Below are 19,331 nucleotides of genomic sequence, written 5' to 3'. Positions count from 1 at the left end.
TTCTATGCGCAGGTCCAAAGAGGCGAAACCGCTTGCTGATCTTGTCAGCAAGGCGATGACGCCGGTCTGTCGCAAGCGCGGTTTTGCCTCTGTCGATATCGTCGCCTCCTGGGCTGATATCGTCGGCGAGCGCTATGGCACGCGTGTTCAGCCGGACAGACTTGTCTGGCCACGGCAACCGGAACTCCGCGATCCGGAAACGGCGCCGCAACCGGCGACACTCGTCGTACACACCGATGGTGCAACGGCACTGATGCTGTCTCATGACAGCGGGCAGGTCATCGAGCGCATAAACACCTTTTACGGTTGGGCGGCAATTGGACGCATCAAGATCCTGCAAAAGCCCGTGCAGGTAAAACACGTTGCACCTCGCAAGACACTGCGGGAACTGACTCAATCTGAAGAAAAGAAGCTCGACGACAGCCTCCAGGGCTTTGAAAACGAGCGATTGCGCGAAGCTCTGAAAAAGCTTGGCGCCCAGGTGATCGCAAAAAACACGGAAACGGCCGCCTGATCCGGTCGAAGAATGACCTAACGGTAGTGTGTTTGTTCGATAACAACTTCGTGAAACAGAGCCTTGTAACCTCCTCGCTTCTGCCACATTTGATAAGCCTTGTTGACGCGTCGTGCCTGAAGGGGCACATGAAGCTATAGAATTCGCACCGCAGGGTGCTGCGTCAAAAACTTGTTATAGGACGATCTTCGTGACCCAGACCCGTAGACAGTTTCTCAAAACCACCGCGCTGGCCACGGCTGCATTCAGCGTTGCAGCCACGGTTCCGGCCTTCGCGCAATCCGTAGATCAGGAAGAGTTGCTCAAACCCGGTCCACTGGGCGACAAGATCCTGGGCGACGAGAATGCACCGGTCACAATCGTCGAATATGCGTCGATGACCTGTGGCCATTGTGCAAATTTCCACAAGAGCACCTGGCCTGACCTGAAGAAGGACTATGTCGATACCGGCAAGGTTCGCTTCATTTTCCGCGAGTTCCCGCTGGATCCGGTCGCTGCCGCTGCATTCATGCTTGCCCGCTGCGCTCCTGCGGACAAATATTTCGAGATTGTGGACATCATGTTCGAACAGCAGCGGAACTGGGCATTTACCGACAATCCGTACCAATCGCTGCTCGACTTTTCCAAACAGATCGGATTTACACAAGAGTCCTTCGAGGAATGCTTGACAAACCAGGGTTTGCTTGACGCAGTTAATGCTGTGAAAGATCGCGGCGCTGGTGAGTTCGGAGTGAACTCCACGCCAACATTCTTCATCAACGGCGAAATGGTCTCCGGAGCGCTGTCGATTGACGAAATGGGCAAGATCATCGAGAAGAATCTCTAAACCGGCACAATTGCTGCCGGGCGATAAGGTTCGCTCTGATCTTGACGACGCTTTCTCGGCGCCCACCTCCCGGAGGCTTGGGCGCCGATGAGATTTTCCAAACTGCGCATTGCCGGATTCAAATCCTTTGTCGAGCCGATGGAGTTCATCATCGGCAACGGATTGACCGGGGTTGTCGGTCCGAACGGCTGCGGAAAGTCCAATCTCGTCGAAGCCCTGCGCTGGGTCATGGGCGAGAACTCCTACAAGAACATGCGCGCCTCCGGCATGGACGATGTGATTTTCTCCGGAAGTCTCAACCGTCCGGCACGGAATACTGCCGAAGTTTCGCTTTTCCTTGAAAACATTGACAGATCGGCTCCGACGGCGTTCAACGACGCCGACCTTTTGGAGGTCAGCCGGCGGATTGAGCGGGAGCAGGGCTCCAACTACAAGATCAACGCGAAGGACGTGCGCGCGCGCGATGTCCAGCTGCTCTTTGCGGATGCGTCCACCGGTGCCCGCTCGCCTGCAATGGTGCGGCAGGGACAGATCGGCGAGCTGATTGCAGCCAAACCGACATCGCGGCGTCAGATCCTGGAAGAAGCCGCCGGCATATCCGGCCTTCACTCGCGCCGTCACGAGGCCGAGATCCGCTTGCGCGCCGCAGAGCAGAACCTTGAACGCCTGGAAGATGTCCTGGTCCAGATCGACGGTCAGCTCGACAGTTTGAAACGCCAGTCCCGGCAGGCTTCACGCTATCGGAACCTGTCTTCGGAAATCCGCGGTGCGGAAGCGTCCATCCTCTATATCCGCTGGACCGAATCACGCGACGCGCTTGCCGCGGCCGAAGAACATTTTACCGAAGCGCAGAAGCAGGTGAACGAAGCGACCGCCCTGCAGGCCGAAAGCGCGCGCATTCAGGCAATCGCGGCGCACAAGCTTCCGGAACTGAGGGACGATGCTGCGAAGGCCGGCGCCGCTCTGCAGCGTCTGGTCATCGCCCGCAACGAGCTTGACGCGGAAGAGCGGCGGGTAAAGGAGAGGCTTCAGGATCTGGAACGGCGGCTGGTGCAGCTTGCCGAAGATATCCGGCGCGAGCAGAGCATGGTGTCGGAAAATGATGAAGTCCTCGAGCGCCTGGCCGAGGAACGAGCCGAGCTTCTGGAAGAAAACGAAATGGTGCAGGAGCGCACCGAGACGGCCCGTGAAAAGGTTGCCGATGCCGAAGATGCAGTTCGGTCCCTGGAGGGGAAACTGTCGGAGCTGACGGCAGCCGAAGCACGTGCCAGTGCTGAACGGCGCCAGCTGGAGCGGGCGGTCATGGAGAGCCGTCAACGTGCCGACCGGCTTGTTGCCCAGGCCCAGGAAGCTCAGCAGGCGCTTTCCGACCTCAATGCCCAAATGGCTGAAAACGATGGCGTAGCCGAAAATCGCGAAGCGTTGGAAATTGCCGAAGAAGCGTTTCTGGAAGCCGAAAGTGCCGTGGAGGAGGCGGAAACGGCAACAAGAGACGCGCGGGAGCAGGAGCAATCGGCGCGTTTGCCGCTGAGCGAAGCCCAGCAGCTTCTGCAAGGTTTCGAAACAGAGGCTCGCACGCTTGAACAGGTGCTGAATGTCCACTCCGAACAGGACCACACGCCGGTTGTCGAACAGATCAAGGTCGAGTCTGGATATGAAACCGCGCTTGGCGCGGCGCTCGGAGAGGATCTTGATGCGTCGCTGGACGATGCTGCGGCGGTGAAATGGGGTGGTGTTCTTGAAGGAGATCAGGATCCGGAATTGCCTGCAGGAGCCCGCTCGCTCGCCGATGTCGTGGTTGCGCCGGAAGAATTGTCGCGGCGTCTGCGACAGATCGGGATCGTCGAGCAGGCACACGGACCGGAGCTGCGGAAACAGTTGAAGCCGGGCCAGAGGTTGGTCTCGAAGCAGGGGGATCTTTGGCGCTGGGACGGTTTCGTAGTCGCTGCCAATGCTCCGACGCCTGCGGCGCAGCGCCTCGCCCAGAAAAACCGGCTCGCCGAATTGGCAGACGAGATCGAGACAGCCCGCCGCGAGGTCGGTGACCGCCAGCAGGCGCTTGAAACCGCTGCTGCACGTGTCAGGCAGGCAGTGGAGCTGGAGCAGAATGCCCGCGGTAAGGTACGTGATGGGCAGCGTAGCGTTGCAGCAGCTCGTGAAGCGCTTCAGACTGCGGAGCGTGCAATTTCCCAATTGGCGGCAAAAAAAGCCGCAGCTCAGGACCGCGCGGATCGCTTGGGCGAAGAAGCGGAATTGGCGCGCGAACAGGTAGCCGAGACCGAGGAACGTCTCGAAGAAGCACCGGACAGCACCAGCTATCAAGACCAGATCGAGGAGCTACAGGGGCAGGTCGGCTCGGCCAGGGGGGCTCTTGCGGAGGCGAGGGCGGTTTCCGAGGGGTTTGCACGGGAACAGCAACTGCGGGACCGGCGTCTGGAATCGATCGCCCGGGAATATGACAGCTGGAAAACCCGAGCCTCCAACGCTGCCCAGCAGATTTCGGTACTGACCGAACGGCGGGAAGAGGCCGAAGAAGAGCGAGCGGAACTTATCGAAGCTCCCGAAGACATCGAAATCAAGCGGCGTGACCTGTTCTCGGCCATCGCCAAGGCCGAGGAAGAGAAGAAGGCCAGGGACGACCGGTTACAGCAGGCGGAGCTGGATCAGGCCGACGTTGACCGCGCGGCCAAGGTGGCGCTGGAAGCCATGTCCGGCGCGCGCGAACAGAAGATTCGTGCCGAAGAGCGATTAGAAGCCGCGCGTGAGCGCAAAGGCAATCTGGAGCGCCGCATCGACGAGGATCTGGAAGTCTCTGTCGCGGCACTGCCGGAAATTGCCGGCTTGAAGGAGGGGGCGCCGCTGCCCGACCCCGAAGCCATGGAGCGCAAGCTGGAGCGTTTGAAGGCAGAGCGGGAACGCCTTGGCGGGGTCAACCTGCGAGCGGAAGAGGAATTGCGAGAGATTGATGAGCAGAAGACCACTCTGACATCTGAGCGCGACGACCTGATCGAAGCGATTCGCCGCTTGCGCACCGGCATCTCCAATCTGAACCGGGAGGCGCGCGAGCGGCTTCTGGCATCCTTTGAAGTGGTCAACGGTCATTTCCAGCGTCTGTTCACCCATTTGTTCGGCGGTGGTACAGCCGAGCTGCAGCTGGTCGATTCTGACGACCCGCTTGACGCAGGGCTTGAAATCATTGCGCGCCCACCCGGTAAAAAGCCTCAGACGATGACGTTGCTTTCGGGTGGCGAGCAGGCATTGACGGCAATGTCCCTGATCTTTGCTGTCTTTTTGACAAACCCGGCCCCGATCTGTGTCCTTGATGAGGTCGATGCTCCCTTGGATGATGCCAATGTCGAGCGTTATTGCGATCTTCTTGACGAAATGGCGGCGAGCACGGAAACGCGTTTTGTCGTGATTACCCACAATCCAATTACCATGGCACGCATGAACCGTCTCTTCGGTGTCACCATGGCCGAACGGGGTGTTTCCCAGCTTGTTTCCGTGGATCTGGAAACGGCTGAACGATTCCGTGAAACCGGCTAAGTGCCCCTCGAAGACCGCCTGAGAAAGGTTTTCGGGTAAGACTATGGTCAGGCAAATTGCCTCTGAGCAGTATTTTTTCTTTAATTTCAAATATTTAACTTATTTATTAGTGTTCTTGACAGGGCTGGGGCCCCCGACTATGGTGCGCGCGGCTTAAGGGGGTGTCCAAGGGCCGGGTCGAAACAGTTTCAAGGTGCGGGGATCAACATGAGTGGCTCTTCGCAAGACGACGAAACAAACGGTCCAACCAAGGCGACCTCTGAAGCGGATCTGTCGGAACGGCGGGATCGGCTAAACCGGATGCTAGAGGGGCAGCGTGCGGCGGAAGACGCTGAACGCAAATCCCAGAAAAGCGATGCACCCGGCTACGCCCAGGCAATGAAACTGTCTTCAGAGTTCATTGCAGGGATTGTGGTTGGAGGCGGTTTGGGCTGGCTCTGCGACCATTGGCTGGGAACATCACCCTTTGGGCTGATTGTGTTCTTGCTGATTGGGTTTGCTGCGGGTGTTTTGAACGTGCTGAGGGCTGCGGGCGAGGTTGCCCACCCGGAAGCGCGAATAAAGCGCGACGACAAGCAGGACGATGGATCAAAGTGAGTTTTCTGCGCGGTAAACGCGCCCTGACAAGATTTATGAGCGAAAAAGGCTGACCGGTGGCGAACGATCCGATCTCTCAGTTCAAAATCCAGACACTCTTTCCGATCGAAGTCGGAGGAATGGATTTCTCTTTCACCAACTCTTCGCTCTTCATGGTTTTGACCGTTGCAGCGGCGTCCGCATTTCTGATCTTCTCCACCAGCGGTCGCGGCCTCGTGCCGACCCGCATGCAGTCGCTTTCGGAAATGGCGTATGAGTTTGTGGCGGGGATGCTACGAAGTTCGGCGGGAACCGAAGGAATGCGCTTCTTCCCGCTGGTATTCTCGCTCTTCATGTTTGTCCTGATGGCAAACCTTCTCGGCATGTTCCCGTACTTCTTCACGGTAACCAGCCACATCATCGTTACGTTCGCTCTTGCCATGCTGGTCATCCTGACTGTGACCATCTACGGTCTGATGCGCCACGGACTGAAGTTCTTCCACCTCTTTGCACCTGCTGGCGTTCCCCCGGTTCTCCTGCTGATCGTCGCACCGATCGAGGTTGTTTCCTTTCTGTCCCGTCCGATCAGCCTTTCCGTTCGTCTGTTCGCGAACATGCTGGCCGGTCACATCACCCTCAAAGTTTTCGCCGGCTTCATTGTCAGCATGGGCGCTGCAGGCGTCGCTGGTGCCGCCGGTGCAATCCTTCCGCTCGGTATGACGGTCGCGCTGACCGCGCTGGAGTTTCTTGTCGCCTTCCTGCAGGCCTACGTCTTCACGGTTCTGACCTGCATGTATCTGAACGACGCCCTTCACCCGTCACACTAGGCAAATCCGCTCTTGCGGCGGCTCAAACCGCCGCTTGGACTTATCTGAAATCTGCATAAACACTACTTAGGAGCACGTGTCATGGAAGCAGAAGCAGCAAAATACATCGGCGCTGGTATCGCATGCCTCGGCATGGGCGGTGCAGCTATCGCACTCGGCACCATCTTCGGTAACTACCTGAACGGCGCTCTGCGCAACCCGACCGCTGCTGACGGTCAGTTCGGCCGTCTGGTTTTCGGCTTCGCCGTTACCGAAGCTCTGGGCATCTTCTCCCTGCTCATCGCTCTTCTCCTGCTCTTCGCTGTCTAATTCTCTAACTTTTAGAGATTTTTGACGCGACTCCGGGGGCGGCGCTCTGCCGCCCGATCGGATTTTGGAGATAGGACATGGCAGGCAACGCCGAACAAACGAACACGGAAGTTCATATTCCGGCGGACGAGCACGGCGCTGGGTTTCCGCCCTTCGACGCGACCACCTATGCTTCTCAGATCCTGTGGCTGGCCATTACCTTTGGCTTTTTCTACTGGATGATGAAGAACGTGGCGGTGCCTCGGATTGCCGGGATCCTGGAAGACCGCAAGGACCGCATTGCCGGTGATCTTTCCGAAGCCAACCGGCTGAAGGACGAAACCGACGCGGCTGTTGCGGCTTACGAGCAGGCTCTGGCCGAAGCCCGGAATAAGGCGCATGGCATTGCCCATGACACGCGGGCCAAGCTGAAGGCTGACCACGAATCTCGCCGCGAAAACGCGGAAGTCGAGCTTGGTGAGAAGCTGAAGGCGGCAGAGGCGCATATTGCCGGGATCAAGACGGAAGCTCTGTCCCAGATCGGTGAAATTGCCGGAGACACCACGACTGCTCTCGTTGAGCAGCTGATCGGTAAGGCTCCGACCAAGACCGATCTGACCAAGGCGCTGAAGTCGGCGATGAACTGAGGAGACCAACATGGACGCTACTTTTTGGGCCCTGGTTGGTCTTATCCTCTTCCTCGCGCTGATCGCCTACATCAAGGTTCCGGCCAAGGTCGGCTCTGCGCTTGACAACCGTGCTGATGACATCCGCAAGGAACTGGAAGAAGCGCGCAAGATGCGTGAAGAAGCCCAGTCTCTTTTGTCTGAGTATCAGCGCAAGCGTCATGAGGCAGAAGGCGAAGCAGAAGCAATTGTCGCAGAAGCGACCGCTGAAGCTGAGCGCCTGACCGCTGAAACCAATCAGGCTCTTGAAGAGATGATCGCCCGCCGCTCCAAGGCTGCGGAAGAAAAGATCGCTCAGGCAGAGACACAGGCGATTGCTGAAGTTCGTTCCAAGGCAGCAGACATTGCTGTCACTGCGGCCGAACACATTCTCAGCAACAAGGTCAAGGACAAGGTTGCCGACGACATTCTTTCCCAGAGCATCGCTCAGGTGAAAGAACGCCTGAACTAAACCGGTTCTGATTATCCAAGATTTGAAAAGCGGCCTTCGGGGCCGCTTTTTTATTGCCTCGTCAGGTGCACGCTGTCTGGCCAATTGATACATGCCCTGAGCGCCCGTCGGCCAGGAGTCAGGCAGTCTGCTCATGCAGAAAATGCCGACGGGAGATTTGCGCTGGTCTCAACGTCTATTTTGCTTCTGCATGATCACCAGCTCAATCTGTTGCTTTGCCAGTCGTCTTCCCGTGATCGAATAACCGAGATTCTCGTAAAACGAGATGTTTCGTTCACTGTCGCCTCCGGTGAACAGAGAGAAATGATTGGCGTGTTCGAATTCGCGCTCGATCGCTGACATCAACGACCGGCCGATGCCTTGTCCCTGAAAATCGGGTGACACAAATACGCGTCCGATGTCACAGGCTCCGTTATGCAACCTGGCGCGGACCGAGCCGGCAAGTTGCACTCCCATCCTTGCCATGAGGATAACGTGCGTGTCGAAGGCGGCGCGCATGTCATCGAGCGTTTCAACCAGCGGATCAATTGTCCAGTCCTGGTAGATCGCAGCCTCGCTCTGGTAGGCCAGTATCTGGAGTTCAAGCAGATCTGCTGCGTGATGTACTTCCGCCTTTTGAATTCTCAATGACACAACCCGGCAATCCCGTCGTGGAGTGCTTTATTCCGCCGCCGCAAGCCGCACTGGTTTGAAGGACATCCTATGATGTGGTGTCGGACCGAGCTTTTGCAAAGCTTCCTGATGTTGGGGCACCCCGTAGCCCTTGTGCTGGGCAAAGCCGTACCCGGGCTGATGTTCCTCAAGTTGAACCATCATCCGGTCCCGGGTGACCTTGGCGACAATGGAGGCCGCCGCTATGCACAAACACCGACCGTCTCCCTTTACCAGTGCCTGTCCGGTTTGCTTCAGACCTCGGGGCACATCGCGGCCATCTACCAGAACATATCTTGGTATCAGGGCGAGACCGTTTACAGCGCGGACCATGGCTGAAAGCGTGGCTGTCCGGATGTTCAGACGGTCGATGGTCTGAGGGGAGGCGCAGGCAGCGCAGACATGGGCGCTCGTGACAATCTTCTCAAAAAGCTCCTCCCGTTTGGCCTCAGTGAGTTTCTTGGAATCATTGAGACCATCTGGAACGTTGTCGTAGTCAAGAATGACTGCGGCTGTCACCACCGGACCAGCCCAGGGACCGCGGCCTGCTTCATCGACACCACAAAGCAACCCGTCAAACGATGCCGCGTGCCTGCGCTCCAGCGCAAGATCCGGGCTGTCGGGGAAGCGAAGGTCGAAAAGAGAGAAACTGTCTGACATGAGGCGCAGCCTGCCGCCAGCTTCATTCACTCGCAAGCAAGTTCTTCAAAAGAGACTCAGTTGCACACCACCTTTTTGCGGTTGGACGAATTCGTCCGTGTTGAGCTTCTTCCGACGCAGGTTCAGGCCAAACCTTTTGGCAGCCAGCGAGAAGCGTTTGGCAATCTGGTCCGCATAGGGGCCCCGGCCGCGCATGCGCTCGCCCCATTTGGCGTCATAGTCCTTGCCGCCGCGCATTGACCGGATCAGGTTCATCACATGCCGGTAGCGATCTGGTCTTTCACGCAACAACCAGTCGCGGAAAAGCTCCGATACCTCGAGGGGAAGCCTCAGGAGGATGAAGGCCGCTTCCTGAGCTCCATGTTCGGCAGCTGCTTCAAGAAGAGCTTCAATCTCGCTGTCCGTAAGCGCCGGAATGATCGGTGCCATCATGACCGAAGTCGGAATACCGGCCTCCGACAAGGCCTTGATGGCACCTAACCGCTTGTGAGGCGCAGAGGCTCTTGGCTCCATGGCTCGGCACAGTTTCTTGTCCAGTGTTGTCACGGAAAGTGCGACCTTGACCAGATTGCGTTCGGCCATGCGCGCGAGAATGTCGATATCCCGTATGACAAGAGCAGACTTGGTCACGATCGCAACCGGATGGCCGCAATTCTCCAGAGCTTCCAGAATATCCCGCATCAGTTTGTAGCCGCGCTCCAGCGGTTGATATGGATCTGTATTGGTGCCGATCGCAATGACACGCGGTGTGTATCCTGGTTTTGAGAGTTCCCTTTCCAGCAGCTGAGCGGCATTGGGTTTGGCGAACAGGCGGGTTTCGAAGTCCAGACCGGGTGACAGTCCCATGCAGGCATGACTTGGCCTGGCAAAGCAGTAGATGCAGCCATGTTCACAGCCCCGATAAGGATTGATCGACCGGTCGAATGAGAGGTCCGGCGATTCGTTGCGCGTGATAATCGTCCTGGCTTGCTCTTCCTGAACCTGGGTCTTCAACGGCGGAAGGTCTTCCAGGCTCTCCCAGCCATCATCAAAGCTTTCACGGGACAGCGGCTCGAACCGACCTGATCTGTTCAACGCCGCTCCCCGGCCACGGCGGCGATCTTCTGAAAGCCGGGCATTCTTGGTGGAAGGGCCTTCATCTTGGCAGGAAGAAGTGACAGTTTGCAGCACGGCGCTCATGAACGTGTTCCGTGTATGAGTGAGAACATAAAGAGAACATTAGTCAAAAACAGCGTTCAGACAAGCCCCTTCTCTCGCACCGCAATATTTTTCATGTAAAACTCGGGACCATGATCAGTGTGGTTATAGCGACAGATAATTCCGAGACCGAACTCGTTCACGCGCTCTCGGCTCTCGTTCCGGCAGCTGCTGAAGGTGTCATCCGCGAGGTAATCATTGTCGATGCCGGGTCTTCCGACAACACGGAGAAGGTCGCGGATGCAGCCGGATGCGTGTGGGCAAGCTGTCCGGGAACATCCCGCAGCGAGCGTCTGAGCCATGGCGCCGCTATGGCCAGGCGAGGCGATTGGCTACTGTTTCTAAGACCGGAAACGTTGCTGGAAAGCGGCTGGCACCATGAAGCTCAGGCGTTTATCGAGCGGGCGGGGCGGACGTCCAATGGCCCACGAGCCGTCGCCAGTTTCCGTCTTCGCTTCGAAGCATTCGGTCTGAGTGCGAGGATCAGCGAAATGATTGCGGCAATTCGCTCCCAGCTGCTCGGAATGCCCTATGGAGATCAGGGACTGCTGATTTCGCGTCAGTTCTATGACGAGCTTGGTGGTCATCGGCTCCTGCCGGAGCTGGAAGACCTCGATATTGCAAAGCGTATCGGTCGCAGCCGTCTGGTTTTCCTGAGGGCAGCTGCAGTATCTTCAGGTGATCCGGAAAATGAAGGAATGACGGCACGTTTGCGCCGAGCACTTGCTCGCTTCTGTGTCGGAACCTTGCGAATACCGGCGCGAGTGGCCGTGAAACTGCATGGATGAAGCTCTGGTTCCGGCCGTTACCGAATTCAATCTTGACGCAAGCAAACTCTCCGCACAATCTTGGGTGTAAATCCGTCAAGTTGTCACTCAACGAGCGAGGTTCGGATGATCCAGAGTTTTGACCATTGCACGATCGCGGTCCGGGATCTCGACGCGGCCAGATCCTTTTTTTCGCTTTTGGGATTTGAAGAGGAAAAGCAGAAGACCACGGTCATCAAGGGTGAGGTCTTTGCCGGGTACATGGGCGTTGAGAACCTCGAGGCCGATCACGTTACTCTTGTTGTGCCGGGCCTGTCACCGCGCTTTGAAATTCAGCTGCTGCACTATCGCAATCCCGAAGTGGTCGTCGATCCGCTGTGCACCCGTCTCGACAAGACCGGATACAATCACATCTGCTTCAAGGTGAATGACGCGGAGGCGATGGTGGAAAGGCTGAAGAGCAACGGTGTCGAGGTGCGCAGCGAGCTCAAGGGCTTTCACGACAGGTTGCTTTACTTCATAACCGGCCCGGAAGGGATCACCATCGAGCTTGCACAGTGGGGCGTCGAAGGCTGATTGCTCTCAGACCTGCTTTGCAAGGGCATGGCGTCCCGGGTGCCTGCTGAAGTCGACAATCGGTCCCTTCGGCACGATTCCGTGAGGATTACGGGCTTCGCTTTTCGAGTGGTAGCCCTGCCGATAGATCTCCAGCTTGACGGTTTCCGCTACGCCCGGCAGCGCATGAAAGCGACGGGCATAGTCCCAAAGGTTCGGGTAGTCGATCAACCGGCGCCTGTTGCATTTGAAAGCGCTCCAGTAAGCAACGTCAAACCGGGTGAGGGTGGGAAACAGCCTGACATCCGCCTCGGTGAGGTCATCGCCCAACAGCCACATACCTCTTTCAAGCGTCTTTTCGATACGGTCGAGTGCCTCGAAGACGTCGGCAACTGCCTCGTCATAAGCTTCTTGTGAACGCGAGAAACCGGCCCTGTACACCCCGTTATTGAGCTTCGGATAGATATAGCTGTTCCAGTCCTCGATTTCCTTCCGATGCTTTTCGGGAAAGAAATCGGTTTCAGTGCCGGCAATACCTTCGAAGGCCTCATTGAACATGCGGATGATTTCAGCGGATTCGTTGCTGACCAGCCTGCTGCGGTGAGTATCCCAAAGAACCGGGACGGTGACGCGTCCTGTATAGTTTTCCGTGCCCGCAGCGTAGATTTCGTGAAGGGCGTTTGCGCCGCCAAGTGTGTCCACATAGCCGTCTTCGGGTGCGAATACCCATCCGTCGTCAGTGCGCCTTGGAGCCAATACGGAAATCGGGATATGCGGCTGCAAACCTTTCAGGGCGCGCATCAAAAGCGTTCGATGAGCCCAGGGGCAATTCCAGGCAACGTAGAGATGGTAGCGTCCGCTTTCAGCTGAAAATCCGCTCGCGCCGGTCGGTCCCGCCGATCCGTCTCTGGTTACCCAGTTGCGGATCTGCGCCCTCGAGCGTTCATATCGTTCGCCTGACACATCGTTGCCGGTTGCTTGTGGATCCCAGACACCATCGATCAGCATGCCCATGAAAATTCCTCCCGGGTGCCGCGATCAGGCTTCCTGCAATTTGCCACGCTTCAGGTGTTCATCCAGCCGCGGCATGATCTCCACAAAGTTGCAGGGCATGTGCCGGTAGTCGAGTTGCCATTTCAGGATACCGTCCCAGGCATCCTTGCAGGCGCCGGGAGAGCCTGGCAGTACAAAGACATAGGTTGCGCCCGCAACACCGCCGGTTGCCCGGGACTGGATGGTCGATGTGCCGATCTTGTCGTAGGAGATCCGGTGAAAGACTTCCGAGAAACCGTCCATACGTTTCTCAAAGAGCGGTTCCATTGCCTCAGGCGTCACGTCCCGCCCGGTGAAACCGGTCCCGCCGGTGGAGATGATCACGTCCACCCCCTTGTCCGAAATCCAGGCCTTTGCGATTTCCTGGATGGCCGGCACATCGTCCGTGACAATCTTGCGGTCGGCAACCGTGTGACCCGCCTTTTTTATCCTGTCCACCAGCGTGTTGCCGGAGCGGTCTTCTTCCGGTGTTCGCGTGTCAGAGACGGTCAGGACCGCAATGTTGAGAGGGATGAATGGGCGGGTATCATCGATGCGCGACATGAAATGCTCCTTTGTGACCAACACATAGGCGATCGCGCAGGCTCATTCCAGTGGCATGACCAAGGCACGTGGTTGTTAAGATGGGAAATAAAATTACAAAAAATAACAAGATTACGACACTTGCAAAATAAATAGGTCAGTATTATTGACTTAATAATTGTCTATCCAATTGCGAATGAGCCAATCATGTCCACATGGGAAAGCCTTTACGCCAAACGTGCGTCGCGAATGCGCGCGTCGGAAATCCGTGAACTTCTGAAACTGCTCGACCAGCCGGACGTGATTTCCTTTGCTGGTGGAATACCTGACCCGGCGCTTTTTCCGGCAGGGGCGTTTCAGCAAGCCTATTCAGACATTCTGGGTGGTCCGGATGCGGCAAGAGCGCTGCAATACGGTGTCAGTGAGGGCAGCGCAAGATTGCGGCAATGGGTCGTCGGCCATATGCGCAAGATGGGCGTTGAGTGCCGTGCGGAAAACATCCTGATTACCTCAGGCTCTCAACAGGGTCTCGATTATCTGGGCAAACTGTTCCTTTCGGAGAACGATACGGCGCTTGTCCAGTGGCCGACTTATCTTGGTGCCGTTCAGGCTTTCAATGCCTACGAACTTCAATACGATCGGCTGGACCCCGGAACCAATCGGACGGCTGGCGACTATCTGGTCAAGGCGCGCGAAGCCGGCGGTTCGGTCAAGTTTGCCTATCTTTCTCCAGACTTTGCCAACCCCACGGGATTGACACTGGATGCGCAAGCGCGCCGGCGGGTCCTGTCGCTGGCGGTCGATCTCGGCTGCGCAGTGATCGAAGACGCTCCTTACGAGAGCCTGCGTTACGATGGTGACCCGATACCCCCGATCCTGGCTCTTGATTGCGAGGTGTCCGGTGGCATTGACAACAGCCGCACGCTCTATTGCGGCAGCTTTTCCAAATCTCTGTCGCCCGGCCTGCGGTTGGGGTGGATCTGCGCGGCATCGGAAGTCATCTCACGTCTGGTGCTCATCAAGCAGGCGAGCGACCTGAACACGCCGGTTCTGAACCAGGAAGCGATGGCACGTGTCGCCGAATCCGAGTTCGACACCCATACGGCGCGTACGAACGGTATCTACAAGGGGCGCCGGGACGCAATGCTGTCAGCGCTGGAAAGACATATGCCGGAGGGGACATTTTGGACAAAGCCGGATGGTGGCATGTTCATATGGGTAACCCTGCCGGAGCACCTTGATGCGGGCGACTTGCTGGAACATTCCGTGGAAACGGCAAAAGTCGCTTTCGTGCCCGGCAAGGCGTTTCATCCGGACGGCAGCGGCGCCAACACGATGCGTCTCAGCTTCTCCTGTGCGGACTATGAAAAAATAGAAGAAGGTATTTCAAGGCTTGGAAGGTTGATTACGCAAACTGTCACGTCCAAGTTGTAAGCAAAGGACAAAGTGTCGTCGGTTGGTCTGAGTGCTGAGAGAGAGGTGAGGGCGAATGGCGCTGACAGATCAGTTGAATAACTATTGCGAGCGGCTTGGACCCGAATTCTGGTCCGAGCCGCTGAACGCGATCACCAACGCTGCCATTGTGCTCGCAGCGCTTGCCGCCTTCGCGATCTGGCGCAGGAAAACACCGGACGATTTTCCGGCCCTCCTTCTGATCGCAATTGTCTTTGCAACCGGGGTGGGATCCTTCCTCTTTCATACGTTCGCAACCCGCTGGGCGATGCTAGCCGATGTGATCCCGATTGCGCTCTTCATTCACATCTATCTCTTTTTCGCTCTCAAGCGCTTTCTTGGGCTGCCCTGGTGGGGCGCTCTCGGCATCGTTATCGCCTTTTTCGCCGCAACACCGTTCATTGCCGATGTGGTCGAGCCGATTGCGGCTTCATCCTCAGGCTACGTGCCGGCCCTGCTGGCGATATTCGTCGTTGGGGCGCTCTATTCCCGGAAAAACCGGAAACTCGGTGCGCAGGTGCTGCTGACGGGCCTGGTGTTTGCCGTGTCGGTTACCTTCCGCACCTTGGACGAGCCCTTGTGCGGTCACATCGAGATCGGAACGCATTTCCTGTGGCATATCCTGAACGGCATCGTGCTGTTTGCACTATTACGGGTTCTCATTTTGCAACGCGCCGGATAAACCACAGAGACAATTCACGAAATTGCAGGAGTTCAATTATGGTGTCAGCCAGAGCTTTTGCAGCAACAACAAGTGACCTAACGGAACAGGCAGGAAGACAGAGACAAAAATGAGCGACAGCAACAAGACTGAAAGCGATCTGACCGAAGCCGCCCTGTTCTATCACGAGCATCCCAAGCCCGGTAAACTCGAGATCCAGGCGACAAAGCCACTTGGCAACCAGCGCGACCTGGCGCTTGCCTATTCTCCCGGTGTCGCTGCTCCCTGTCTTGAGATTGCTGAGGAACCGGCCAAGGCAGCGAACTACACATCGCGAGGCAATCTGGTCGCTGTGATTTCCAACGGGACTGCCGTACTCGGGCTTGGAAACATCGGTCCGCTCGCTTCCAAACCCGTCATGGAAGGGAAGGCCGTTCTCTTCAAGAAATTCGCCGGTATCGATGTTTTCGACATTGAAGTGGATGAAACCAACGTCGACAAGTTCGTCGACGCCGTGTCCGTTCTTGAGCCGACCTTCGGCGGCATCAATCTGGAAGACATCAAGGCGCCCGAATGCTTCATGATCGAAGACAGGCTCAGGGAGAGGATGAACATCCCTGTCTTCCACGATGATCAGCATGGTACCGCTATCATCGTCGGCGCTGCCGTCCGCAATGGATTGCAACTCGCCGGCAAGAAGATTGAAGAAGCCAAGATCGTCGCTTCCGGCGCAGGGGCTGCAGCGCTGGCATGTCTGAACATGCTGGTCTCCCTTGGTGCAAAGCACGAAAACATCTGGGTCACGGATATTGAGGGCGTTGTCTATGAGGGCCGTGAAGCGCTCATGGATGAATGGAAGGCGGTCTTTGCCCAGAATACCGACAAGCGCACTCTGGACGAAGTCATCGATGATGCGGATGTCTTCCTGGGATTGTCCGCCGCCGGTGTTCTGAAACCGCCGATGGTCAAGAAAATGGGCAAGGGTCCGCTGATCCTGGCCCTTGCCAATCCGAACCCGGAAATCATGCCGGAAGAGGCCAAGGCAGTTCGCGACGACGTGGTCATGTGCACCGGCCGGTCGGACTATCCGAACCAGGTGAACAACGTCCTGTGTTTCCCGTTCATTTTTCGCGGCGCGCTTGATGTCGGGGCGACGACAATCAACGAGGAAATGAAGCGGGCGGCGGTGGAAGCCATTGCCGGCCTGGCCCAGGAGGAACCCTCAGATGTCGCCGCACGTGCCTATGGCGGCAAGACCGAGACTTTCGGGCCGAATTATCTGATCCCGTCTCCATTCGATCAGCGTCTGATCCTGCGCATTGCGCCAGCTGTTGCCAAGGCCGCGATGGAGTCCGGTGTCGCAACCCGCCCGATCACCGACTTCGATGCGTACTATGATCGGTTGAACCGCTTCGTGTTCCGTTCCGGCCTGATCATGAAGCCGATCATTCAGAACGCCTCCAAGGATCCCAAGCGCATCATTTATGCGGAAGGCGAGGACGAGCGGGTGCTGCGTGCGGCTCAGGTCCTGCTGGAAGACAATATCGCCAAGCCGATCCTGGTAGGCCGTCCGGATGTTCTGAAGGCCCGCTGCGAACGTTTCGGCTTGAAGATCCGCCCGGATGTCGACTTTGAATACGTGAACCCGCAGGACGATCCGCGCTATCGCGACTATGTGGACGAATATTTCGAATGCGTCGGCCGGAAGGGCATGCCGCCCAACGCGGCCCGCACGGTGGTGCGAACCAACAGCACCGTGATTTCGGCGCTCGCAGTTCGGCGGGGAGACGCGGATGCGGTCATTTGCGGCCTGGAAGGCCGGTTCATCCGGCATCACCGCGACATCAAACAGGTCATTGGCGTCTGCGACACGGCGCATGACCTTTCGGCGTTGTCGCTGTTGATCAACAGCCAGGGGGCGCTGTTCCTTTCTGATACCTTTGTCACGGAAGATCCGACGGCCGAGGAAATCTCCGAAATGGCAATTCTCGCGGCCAACGAAATCCGGCGGTTCGGTATCGAGCCGAAGATCGCCTTGTTGTCCATGTCGAATTTCGGCTCAAGAGATACAGCATCTTCACGCAAGATGCGCGAAGCTCTGGATATCATCTGGGAACGTTACCCGGATCTGGAAGCCGACGGCGAGATGCATGGTGATTCCGCGCTGAGCACCGTTCTGCGGGACGGAGTGATGCCGAACAGCAAGCTCAAGGGCGAGGCGAACCTGTTGCTGTTCCCGAACCTTGATTCGGCGAACATTGCCCATAACCTCCTGAAAGTTGCCACGCGGGCCTTGCATGTCGGACCGATCTTGCTGGGAACGGCAAAACCGGCACACATTCTGACACCATCCGTCACCTCGCGCGGTGTCGTCAATATGTCGGCACTGGCCAGCGTTCAGGCTCAGACCCAGGCACAAGACTAGCTGCTTCAATTTGCGCCTTCATTTTGACAGCGCGGACCGGTAGACCGGTTCGCGCTCGTTTCCCTGTTCAGCAACTGGATGGCAAAAGTGAAATCGCCTGCAGAATGTGTCTGTAAACAAGACATCCGAACCGCAATCGATGCGTTGGATGAAGAACTTCTGGAAATCTTTGTTCGCCGGCAAGGCTATGTCCGGCGAATGGCTCAGCTGAAGCAGCACCCGGACGAAGCGTTTGATGGCGAACGGATCGAAACCATGGTGGCCTCCATCAAAGACCGCGCCGAGGCGCTCGGCCTGGAAGGCGAGCAGGTTGAGGAGGTCTGGCGTACGTTGATTGCCTGGAATGTCGCCTACGAGAAGCGCACTATCGCCGAACGTCTCGCTGCTCCGGGCGCGGAAGAAACCAAAGTCGCGGATTGACAAAATTTAACGTGAAGGCTGCTGTCATCACCGGTTTGCTATCCTACGTAAAGGGAAATGCTAAAAAGGCACTCTTTCGGATGGAGCCGTTGATGACTACCAGGAAATTCGCTGTTTCAACGCTTGCAGCAGTTGCGCTTACGGTTGGTTTGACCGGCGCCGGGCAAGCCATTGCCCAATCCTCTATTCAGCTGGAAACCGTCTCCGACGGCCTGTCCTATCCTTGGGGCGTCGCGTTTTTGCCCCAAGGTGGTTATCTGGTCACCGAGCGCGACGGCTTGCTCAAGTTCGTTTCCGAAGAAGGCGATCAAAGCATCGTTCCGGGTGTGCCGGAAGTGTTTGCGCAAGGGCAGGGCGGTTTACTCGATATCGCGCTCAGCCCGGATTTTACAAATGACGCCACGATTTTCATGACCTTTTCCCAAGGTTCTCCGGAAGGCGCAGGAACCTCGCTGTTCCGTGCCAGACTGGTTGCCGATGAAGGCGGATATCGCCTTGAGGATGGCAAGACCATCTTTGCCGCAAACAACAAGGGATATGGTGGCCGTCACTTCGGTTCCAGATTGGCCTTTGCCCCGGATGGTTCGCTCTTCATGACGCTCGGGGATCGCGGGGACGGCCCCAGGGCGCAGGACACCGGTGAACACACCGGATCTGTTCTGCGCCTGACGCCGGATGGTGAGCCGGTCGCCGACAATCCCTTTATTGATGAGGGGGGATACAAGCCCGAGATCTGGTCGATCGGTCACCGCAATCCGCAAAGTGCCGCCATCCATCCGGAGACCGGGATTCTCTGGATCGTGGAACACGGCGCGCGCGGCGGTGACGAAATCAACATTCCGGAGGCCGGCAAGAATTATGGCTGGCCGGTGATTTCCTACGGACGTCATTATTCGGGCGGCAAGATTGGCGAAGGGACATCCAAACCCGGAATGGAGCAACCCATTCACTATTGGGATCCGTCGATCGCTCCGTCCGGAATGGCTTTCGTCACCAGCCCGAATTATCCCGACTGGCAGGGTGATCTCCTCGTCGGGGCGTTGCGTGGCCAACATCTGGCAAAGCTTGAGCTTGAGGGCGAGCAGATTACGTCAGAACAGCAGCTGCTTACAGAGCTTGGAGAACGTATTCGCGACGTTCGTCAGGGGCCGGACGGTTTCGTCTATGTCTTGACCGATAGCGATGATGGCAGGCTGATCCGTCTCGTGCCGTAATGCACCTGAATTTGTGAAGGTCTCCTGAAGTGAATTCCGG

The 19,331-nt window shown here is 57.2% G+C and carries 20 protein-coding genes; 15 read left to right on the top strand and 5 right to left on the bottom strand.

The features are described 5' to 3' along the window. Nucleotides 1–4: 4 nt before the first annotated feature. From ABLQ08_RS05540 to ABLQ08_RS05505, 8 genes are all read left to right on the top strand, one after another. Complete coding sequence (locus ABLQ08_RS05540; RefSeq protein WP_352940120.1) at nucleotides 5–514, top strand: DUF721 domain-containing protein; 510 nt, start codon at nucleotides 5–7, stop codon at nucleotides 512–514. Nucleotides 515–704: 190 nt separating this feature from the next. Further along, entirely contained in the window at nucleotides 705–1,340 is a 636-nt protein-coding gene (locus tag ABLQ08_RS05535; RefSeq protein ID WP_352940119.1) for a DsbA family protein, read from the top strand. Nucleotides 1,341–1,427: 87 nt separating this feature from the next. Beyond that, nucleotides 1,428–4,886: a chromosome segregation protein SMC gene (smc, locus tag ABLQ08_RS05530; protein WP_352940118.1), complete on the top strand. Its 3,459-nt coding sequence runs from the start codon at nucleotides 1,428–1,430 to the stop codon at nucleotides 4,884–4,886. A 207-nt stretch (nucleotides 4,887–5,093) separates the two neighbouring features. Next, nucleotides 5,094–5,483, top strand: coding sequence for an AtpZ/AtpI family protein (locus ABLQ08_RS05525; protein ID WP_352940117.1), 390 nt, complete (start codon nucleotides 5,094–5,096; stop codon nucleotides 5,481–5,483). A 56-nt stretch (nucleotides 5,484–5,539) separates the two neighbouring features. Next, nucleotides 5,540–6,289: a F0F1 ATP synthase subunit A gene (locus tag ABLQ08_RS05520; RefSeq protein ID WP_352940116.1), complete on the top strand. Its 750-nt coding sequence runs from the start codon at nucleotides 5,540–5,542 to the stop codon at nucleotides 6,287–6,289. Nucleotides 6,290–6,370: 81 nt separating this feature from the next. Next, a complete protein-coding gene (locus ABLQ08_RS05515; protein WP_008191441.1) occupies nucleotides 6,371–6,598 on the top strand; it encodes a F0F1 ATP synthase subunit C in 228 nt (75 codons plus the stop codon). Nucleotides 6,599–6,675: 77 nt separating this feature from the next. Then, nucleotides 6,676–7,224 (top strand): F0F1 ATP synthase subunit B, encoded by a 549-nt coding sequence (locus ABLQ08_RS05510; protein ID WP_352940115.1) that lies wholly within the window; start codon nucleotides 6,676–6,678, stop codon nucleotides 7,222–7,224. Between the two features lie 10 nt (nucleotides 7,225–7,234). Further along, nucleotides 7,235–7,714 carry a F0F1 ATP synthase subunit B gene (locus ABLQ08_RS05505; protein WP_352940114.1) on the top strand — a complete coding sequence of 160 codons (480 nt, stop codon included), beginning with the start codon at nucleotides 7,235–7,237 and terminating at the stop codon, nucleotides 7,712–7,714. Between the two features lie 168 nt (nucleotides 7,715–7,882). Here ABLQ08_RS05505 and ABLQ08_RS05500 read toward each other — a convergent pair whose 3' ends face one another. The 3 genes from ABLQ08_RS05500 to ABLQ08_RS05490 are packed head-to-tail and all read right to left on the bottom strand — an operon-like array spanning nucleotide 7,883 to nucleotide 10,204. Further along, nucleotides 7,883–8,341 carry a GNAT family N-acetyltransferase gene (locus ABLQ08_RS05500; RefSeq protein WP_352940113.1) on the bottom strand — a complete coding sequence of 153 codons (459 nt, stop codon included), beginning with the start codon at nucleotides 8,339–8,341 and terminating at the stop codon, nucleotides 7,883–7,885. Between the two features lie 33 nt (nucleotides 8,342–8,374). Next, on the bottom strand, nucleotides 8,375–9,025 hold the full coding sequence (locus ABLQ08_RS05495) for a ribonuclease HII (protein WP_352940112.1): 651 nt from the start codon (nucleotides 9,023–9,025) through the stop codon (nucleotides 8,375–8,377). A 45-nt stretch (nucleotides 9,026–9,070) separates the two neighbouring features. Beyond that, the gene (locus ABLQ08_RS05490; protein ID WP_352940111.1) at nucleotides 9,071–10,204 is read right to left on the bottom strand and encodes a PA0069 family radical SAM protein; all 1,134 of its coding nucleotides are present in this window, start codon (nucleotides 10,202–10,204) and stop codon (nucleotides 9,071–9,073) included. Nucleotides 10,205–10,314: 110 nt separating this feature from the next. On the opposite strand from ABLQ08_RS05490, the gene ABLQ08_RS05485 reads away from it, so the two are divergent. Both ABLQ08_RS05485 and ABLQ08_RS05480 read left to right on the top strand, forming a co-directional pair. Next, nucleotides 10,315–11,010, top strand: a complete 696-nt coding sequence (locus ABLQ08_RS05485; RefSeq protein WP_352940110.1) for a glycosyltransferase — start codon at nucleotides 10,315–10,317, stop codon at nucleotides 11,008–11,010. Nucleotides 11,011–11,115: 105 nt separating this feature from the next. After that, on the top strand, nucleotides 11,116–11,565 hold the full coding sequence (locus tag ABLQ08_RS05480; RefSeq protein ID WP_352940109.1) for a VOC family protein: 450 nt from the start codon (nucleotides 11,116–11,118) through the stop codon (nucleotides 11,563–11,565). Nucleotides 11,566–11,571: 6 nt separating this feature from the next. Here ABLQ08_RS05480 and ABLQ08_RS05475 read toward each other — a convergent pair whose 3' ends face one another. Together ABLQ08_RS05475 and moaB are read right to left on the bottom strand one after the other, a co-directional pair. After that, nucleotides 11,572–12,558, bottom strand: coding sequence for a glutathione S-transferase family protein (locus tag ABLQ08_RS05475; RefSeq protein ID WP_352940108.1), 987 nt, complete (start codon nucleotides 12,556–12,558; stop codon nucleotides 11,572–11,574). A 24-nt stretch (nucleotides 12,559–12,582) separates the two neighbouring features. After that, on the bottom strand, nucleotides 12,583–13,140 hold the full coding sequence (gene moaB / locus ABLQ08_RS05470) for a molybdenum cofactor biosynthesis protein B (RefSeq protein WP_352940107.1): 558 nt from the start codon (nucleotides 13,138–13,140) through the stop codon (nucleotides 12,583–12,585). Nucleotides 13,141–13,326: 186 nt separating this feature from the next. Between moaB and ABLQ08_RS05465 the strand changes: the two genes are divergently transcribed. From ABLQ08_RS05465 to ABLQ08_RS05445, 5 genes are all read left to right on the top strand, one after another. Continuing rightward, a complete protein-coding gene (locus ABLQ08_RS05465; RefSeq protein ID WP_352940106.1) occupies nucleotides 13,327–14,553 on the top strand; it encodes a PLP-dependent aminotransferase family protein in 1,227 nt (408 codons plus the stop codon). A 55-nt stretch (nucleotides 14,554–14,608) separates the two neighbouring features. After that, nucleotides 14,609–15,253 carry a ceramidase domain-containing protein gene (locus ABLQ08_RS05460; RefSeq protein ID WP_352940105.1) on the top strand — a complete coding sequence of 215 codons (645 nt, stop codon included), beginning with the start codon at nucleotides 14,609–14,611 and terminating at the stop codon, nucleotides 15,251–15,253. Between the two features lie 109 nt (nucleotides 15,254–15,362). Continuing rightward, nucleotides 15,363–17,657 carry an NADP-dependent malic enzyme gene (locus ABLQ08_RS05455; RefSeq protein WP_352940104.1) on the top strand — a complete coding sequence of 765 codons (2,295 nt, stop codon included), beginning with the start codon at nucleotides 15,363–15,365 and terminating at the stop codon, nucleotides 17,655–17,657. A 78-nt stretch (nucleotides 17,658–17,735) separates the two neighbouring features. After that, nucleotides 17,736–18,077, top strand: a complete 342-nt coding sequence (locus ABLQ08_RS05450) for a chorismate mutase (protein ID WP_352940103.1) — start codon at nucleotides 17,736–17,738, stop codon at nucleotides 18,075–18,077. A 92-nt stretch (nucleotides 18,078–18,169) separates the two neighbouring features. Beyond that, on the top strand, nucleotides 18,170–19,291 hold the full coding sequence (locus ABLQ08_RS05445; protein ID WP_352940102.1) for a PQQ-dependent sugar dehydrogenase: 1,122 nt from the start codon (nucleotides 18,170–18,172) through the stop codon (nucleotides 19,289–19,291). Nucleotides 19,292–19,331: the final 40 nt, after the last annotated feature.

Source organism: Roseibium sp. SCP14 (genome assembly GCF_040329475.1).
Taxonomy (GTDB): domain Bacteria; phylum Pseudomonadota; class Alphaproteobacteria; order Rhizobiales; family Stappiaceae; genus Roseibium.
This window is presented reverse-complemented; position numbering and strand designations above follow the sequence as displayed.

What these genes read in the sequence shown, in the direction of transcription:
- ABLQ08_RS05525 (WP_352940117.1), top strand. Translation starts at nt 5,094, where the DNA reads ATGAGTGGCTCTTCGCAAGACGACGAAACAAACGGTCCAACCAAGGCG.
- ABLQ08_RS05480 (WP_352940109.1), top strand. Translation starts at nt 11,116, where the DNA reads ATGATCCAGAGTTTTGACCATTGCACGATCGCGGTCCGGGATCTCGAC.
- ABLQ08_RS05490 (WP_352940111.1), bottom strand. Translation starts at nt 10,204, where the DNA reads ATGAGCGCCGTGCTGCAAACTGTCACTTCTTCCTGCCAAGATGAAGGC.
- ABLQ08_RS05510 (WP_352940115.1), top strand. Translation starts at nt 6,676, where the DNA reads ATGGCAGGCAACGCCGAACAAACGAACACGGAAGTTCATATTCCGGCG.
- ABLQ08_RS05460 (WP_352940105.1), top strand. Translation starts at nt 14,609, where the DNA reads ATGGCGCTGACAGATCAGTTGAATAACTATTGCGAGCGGCTTGGACCC.
- moaB (WP_352940107.1), bottom strand. Translation starts at nt 13,140, where the DNA reads ATGTCGCGCATCGATGATACCCGCCCATTCATCCCTCTCAACATTGCG.
- ABLQ08_RS05495 (WP_352940112.1), bottom strand. Translation starts at nt 9,025, where the DNA reads ATGTCAGACAGTTTCTCTCTTTTCGACCTTCGCTTCCCCGACAGCCCG.
- ABLQ08_RS05450 (WP_352940103.1), top strand. Translation starts at nt 17,736, where the DNA reads ATGGCAAAAGTGAAATCGCCTGCAGAATGTGTCTGTAAACAAGACATC.
- ABLQ08_RS05485 (WP_352940110.1), top strand. Translation starts at nt 10,315, where the DNA reads ATGATCAGTGTGGTTATAGCGACAGATAATTCCGAGACCGAACTCGTT.
- ABLQ08_RS05505 (WP_352940114.1), top strand. Translation starts at nt 7,235, where the DNA reads ATGGACGCTACTTTTTGGGCCCTGGTTGGTCTTATCCTCTTCCTCGCG.
- ABLQ08_RS05465 (WP_352940106.1), top strand. Translation starts at nt 13,327, where the DNA reads ATGTCCACATGGGAAAGCCTTTACGCCAAACGTGCGTCGCGAATGCGC.
- ABLQ08_RS05455 (WP_352940104.1), top strand. Translation starts at nt 15,363, where the DNA reads ATGAGCGACAGCAACAAGACTGAAAGCGATCTGACCGAAGCCGCCCTG.
- ABLQ08_RS05515 (WP_008191441.1), top strand. Translation starts at nt 6,371, where the DNA reads ATGGAAGCAGAAGCAGCAAAATACATCGGCGCTGGTATCGCATGCCTC.
- ABLQ08_RS05540 (WP_352940120.1), top strand. Translation starts at nt 5, where the DNA reads ATGCGCAGGTCCAAAGAGGCGAAACCGCTTGCTGATCTTGTCAGCAAG.
- ABLQ08_RS05445 (WP_352940102.1), top strand. Translation starts at nt 18,170, where the DNA reads ATGACTACCAGGAAATTCGCTGTTTCAACGCTTGCAGCAGTTGCGCTT.
- smc (WP_352940118.1), top strand. Translation starts at nt 1,428, where the DNA reads ATGAGATTTTCCAAACTGCGCATTGCCGGATTCAAATCCTTTGTCGAG.
- ABLQ08_RS05475 (WP_352940108.1), bottom strand. Translation starts at nt 12,558, where the DNA reads ATGGGCATGCTGATCGATGGTGTCTGGGATCCACAAGCAACCGGCAAC.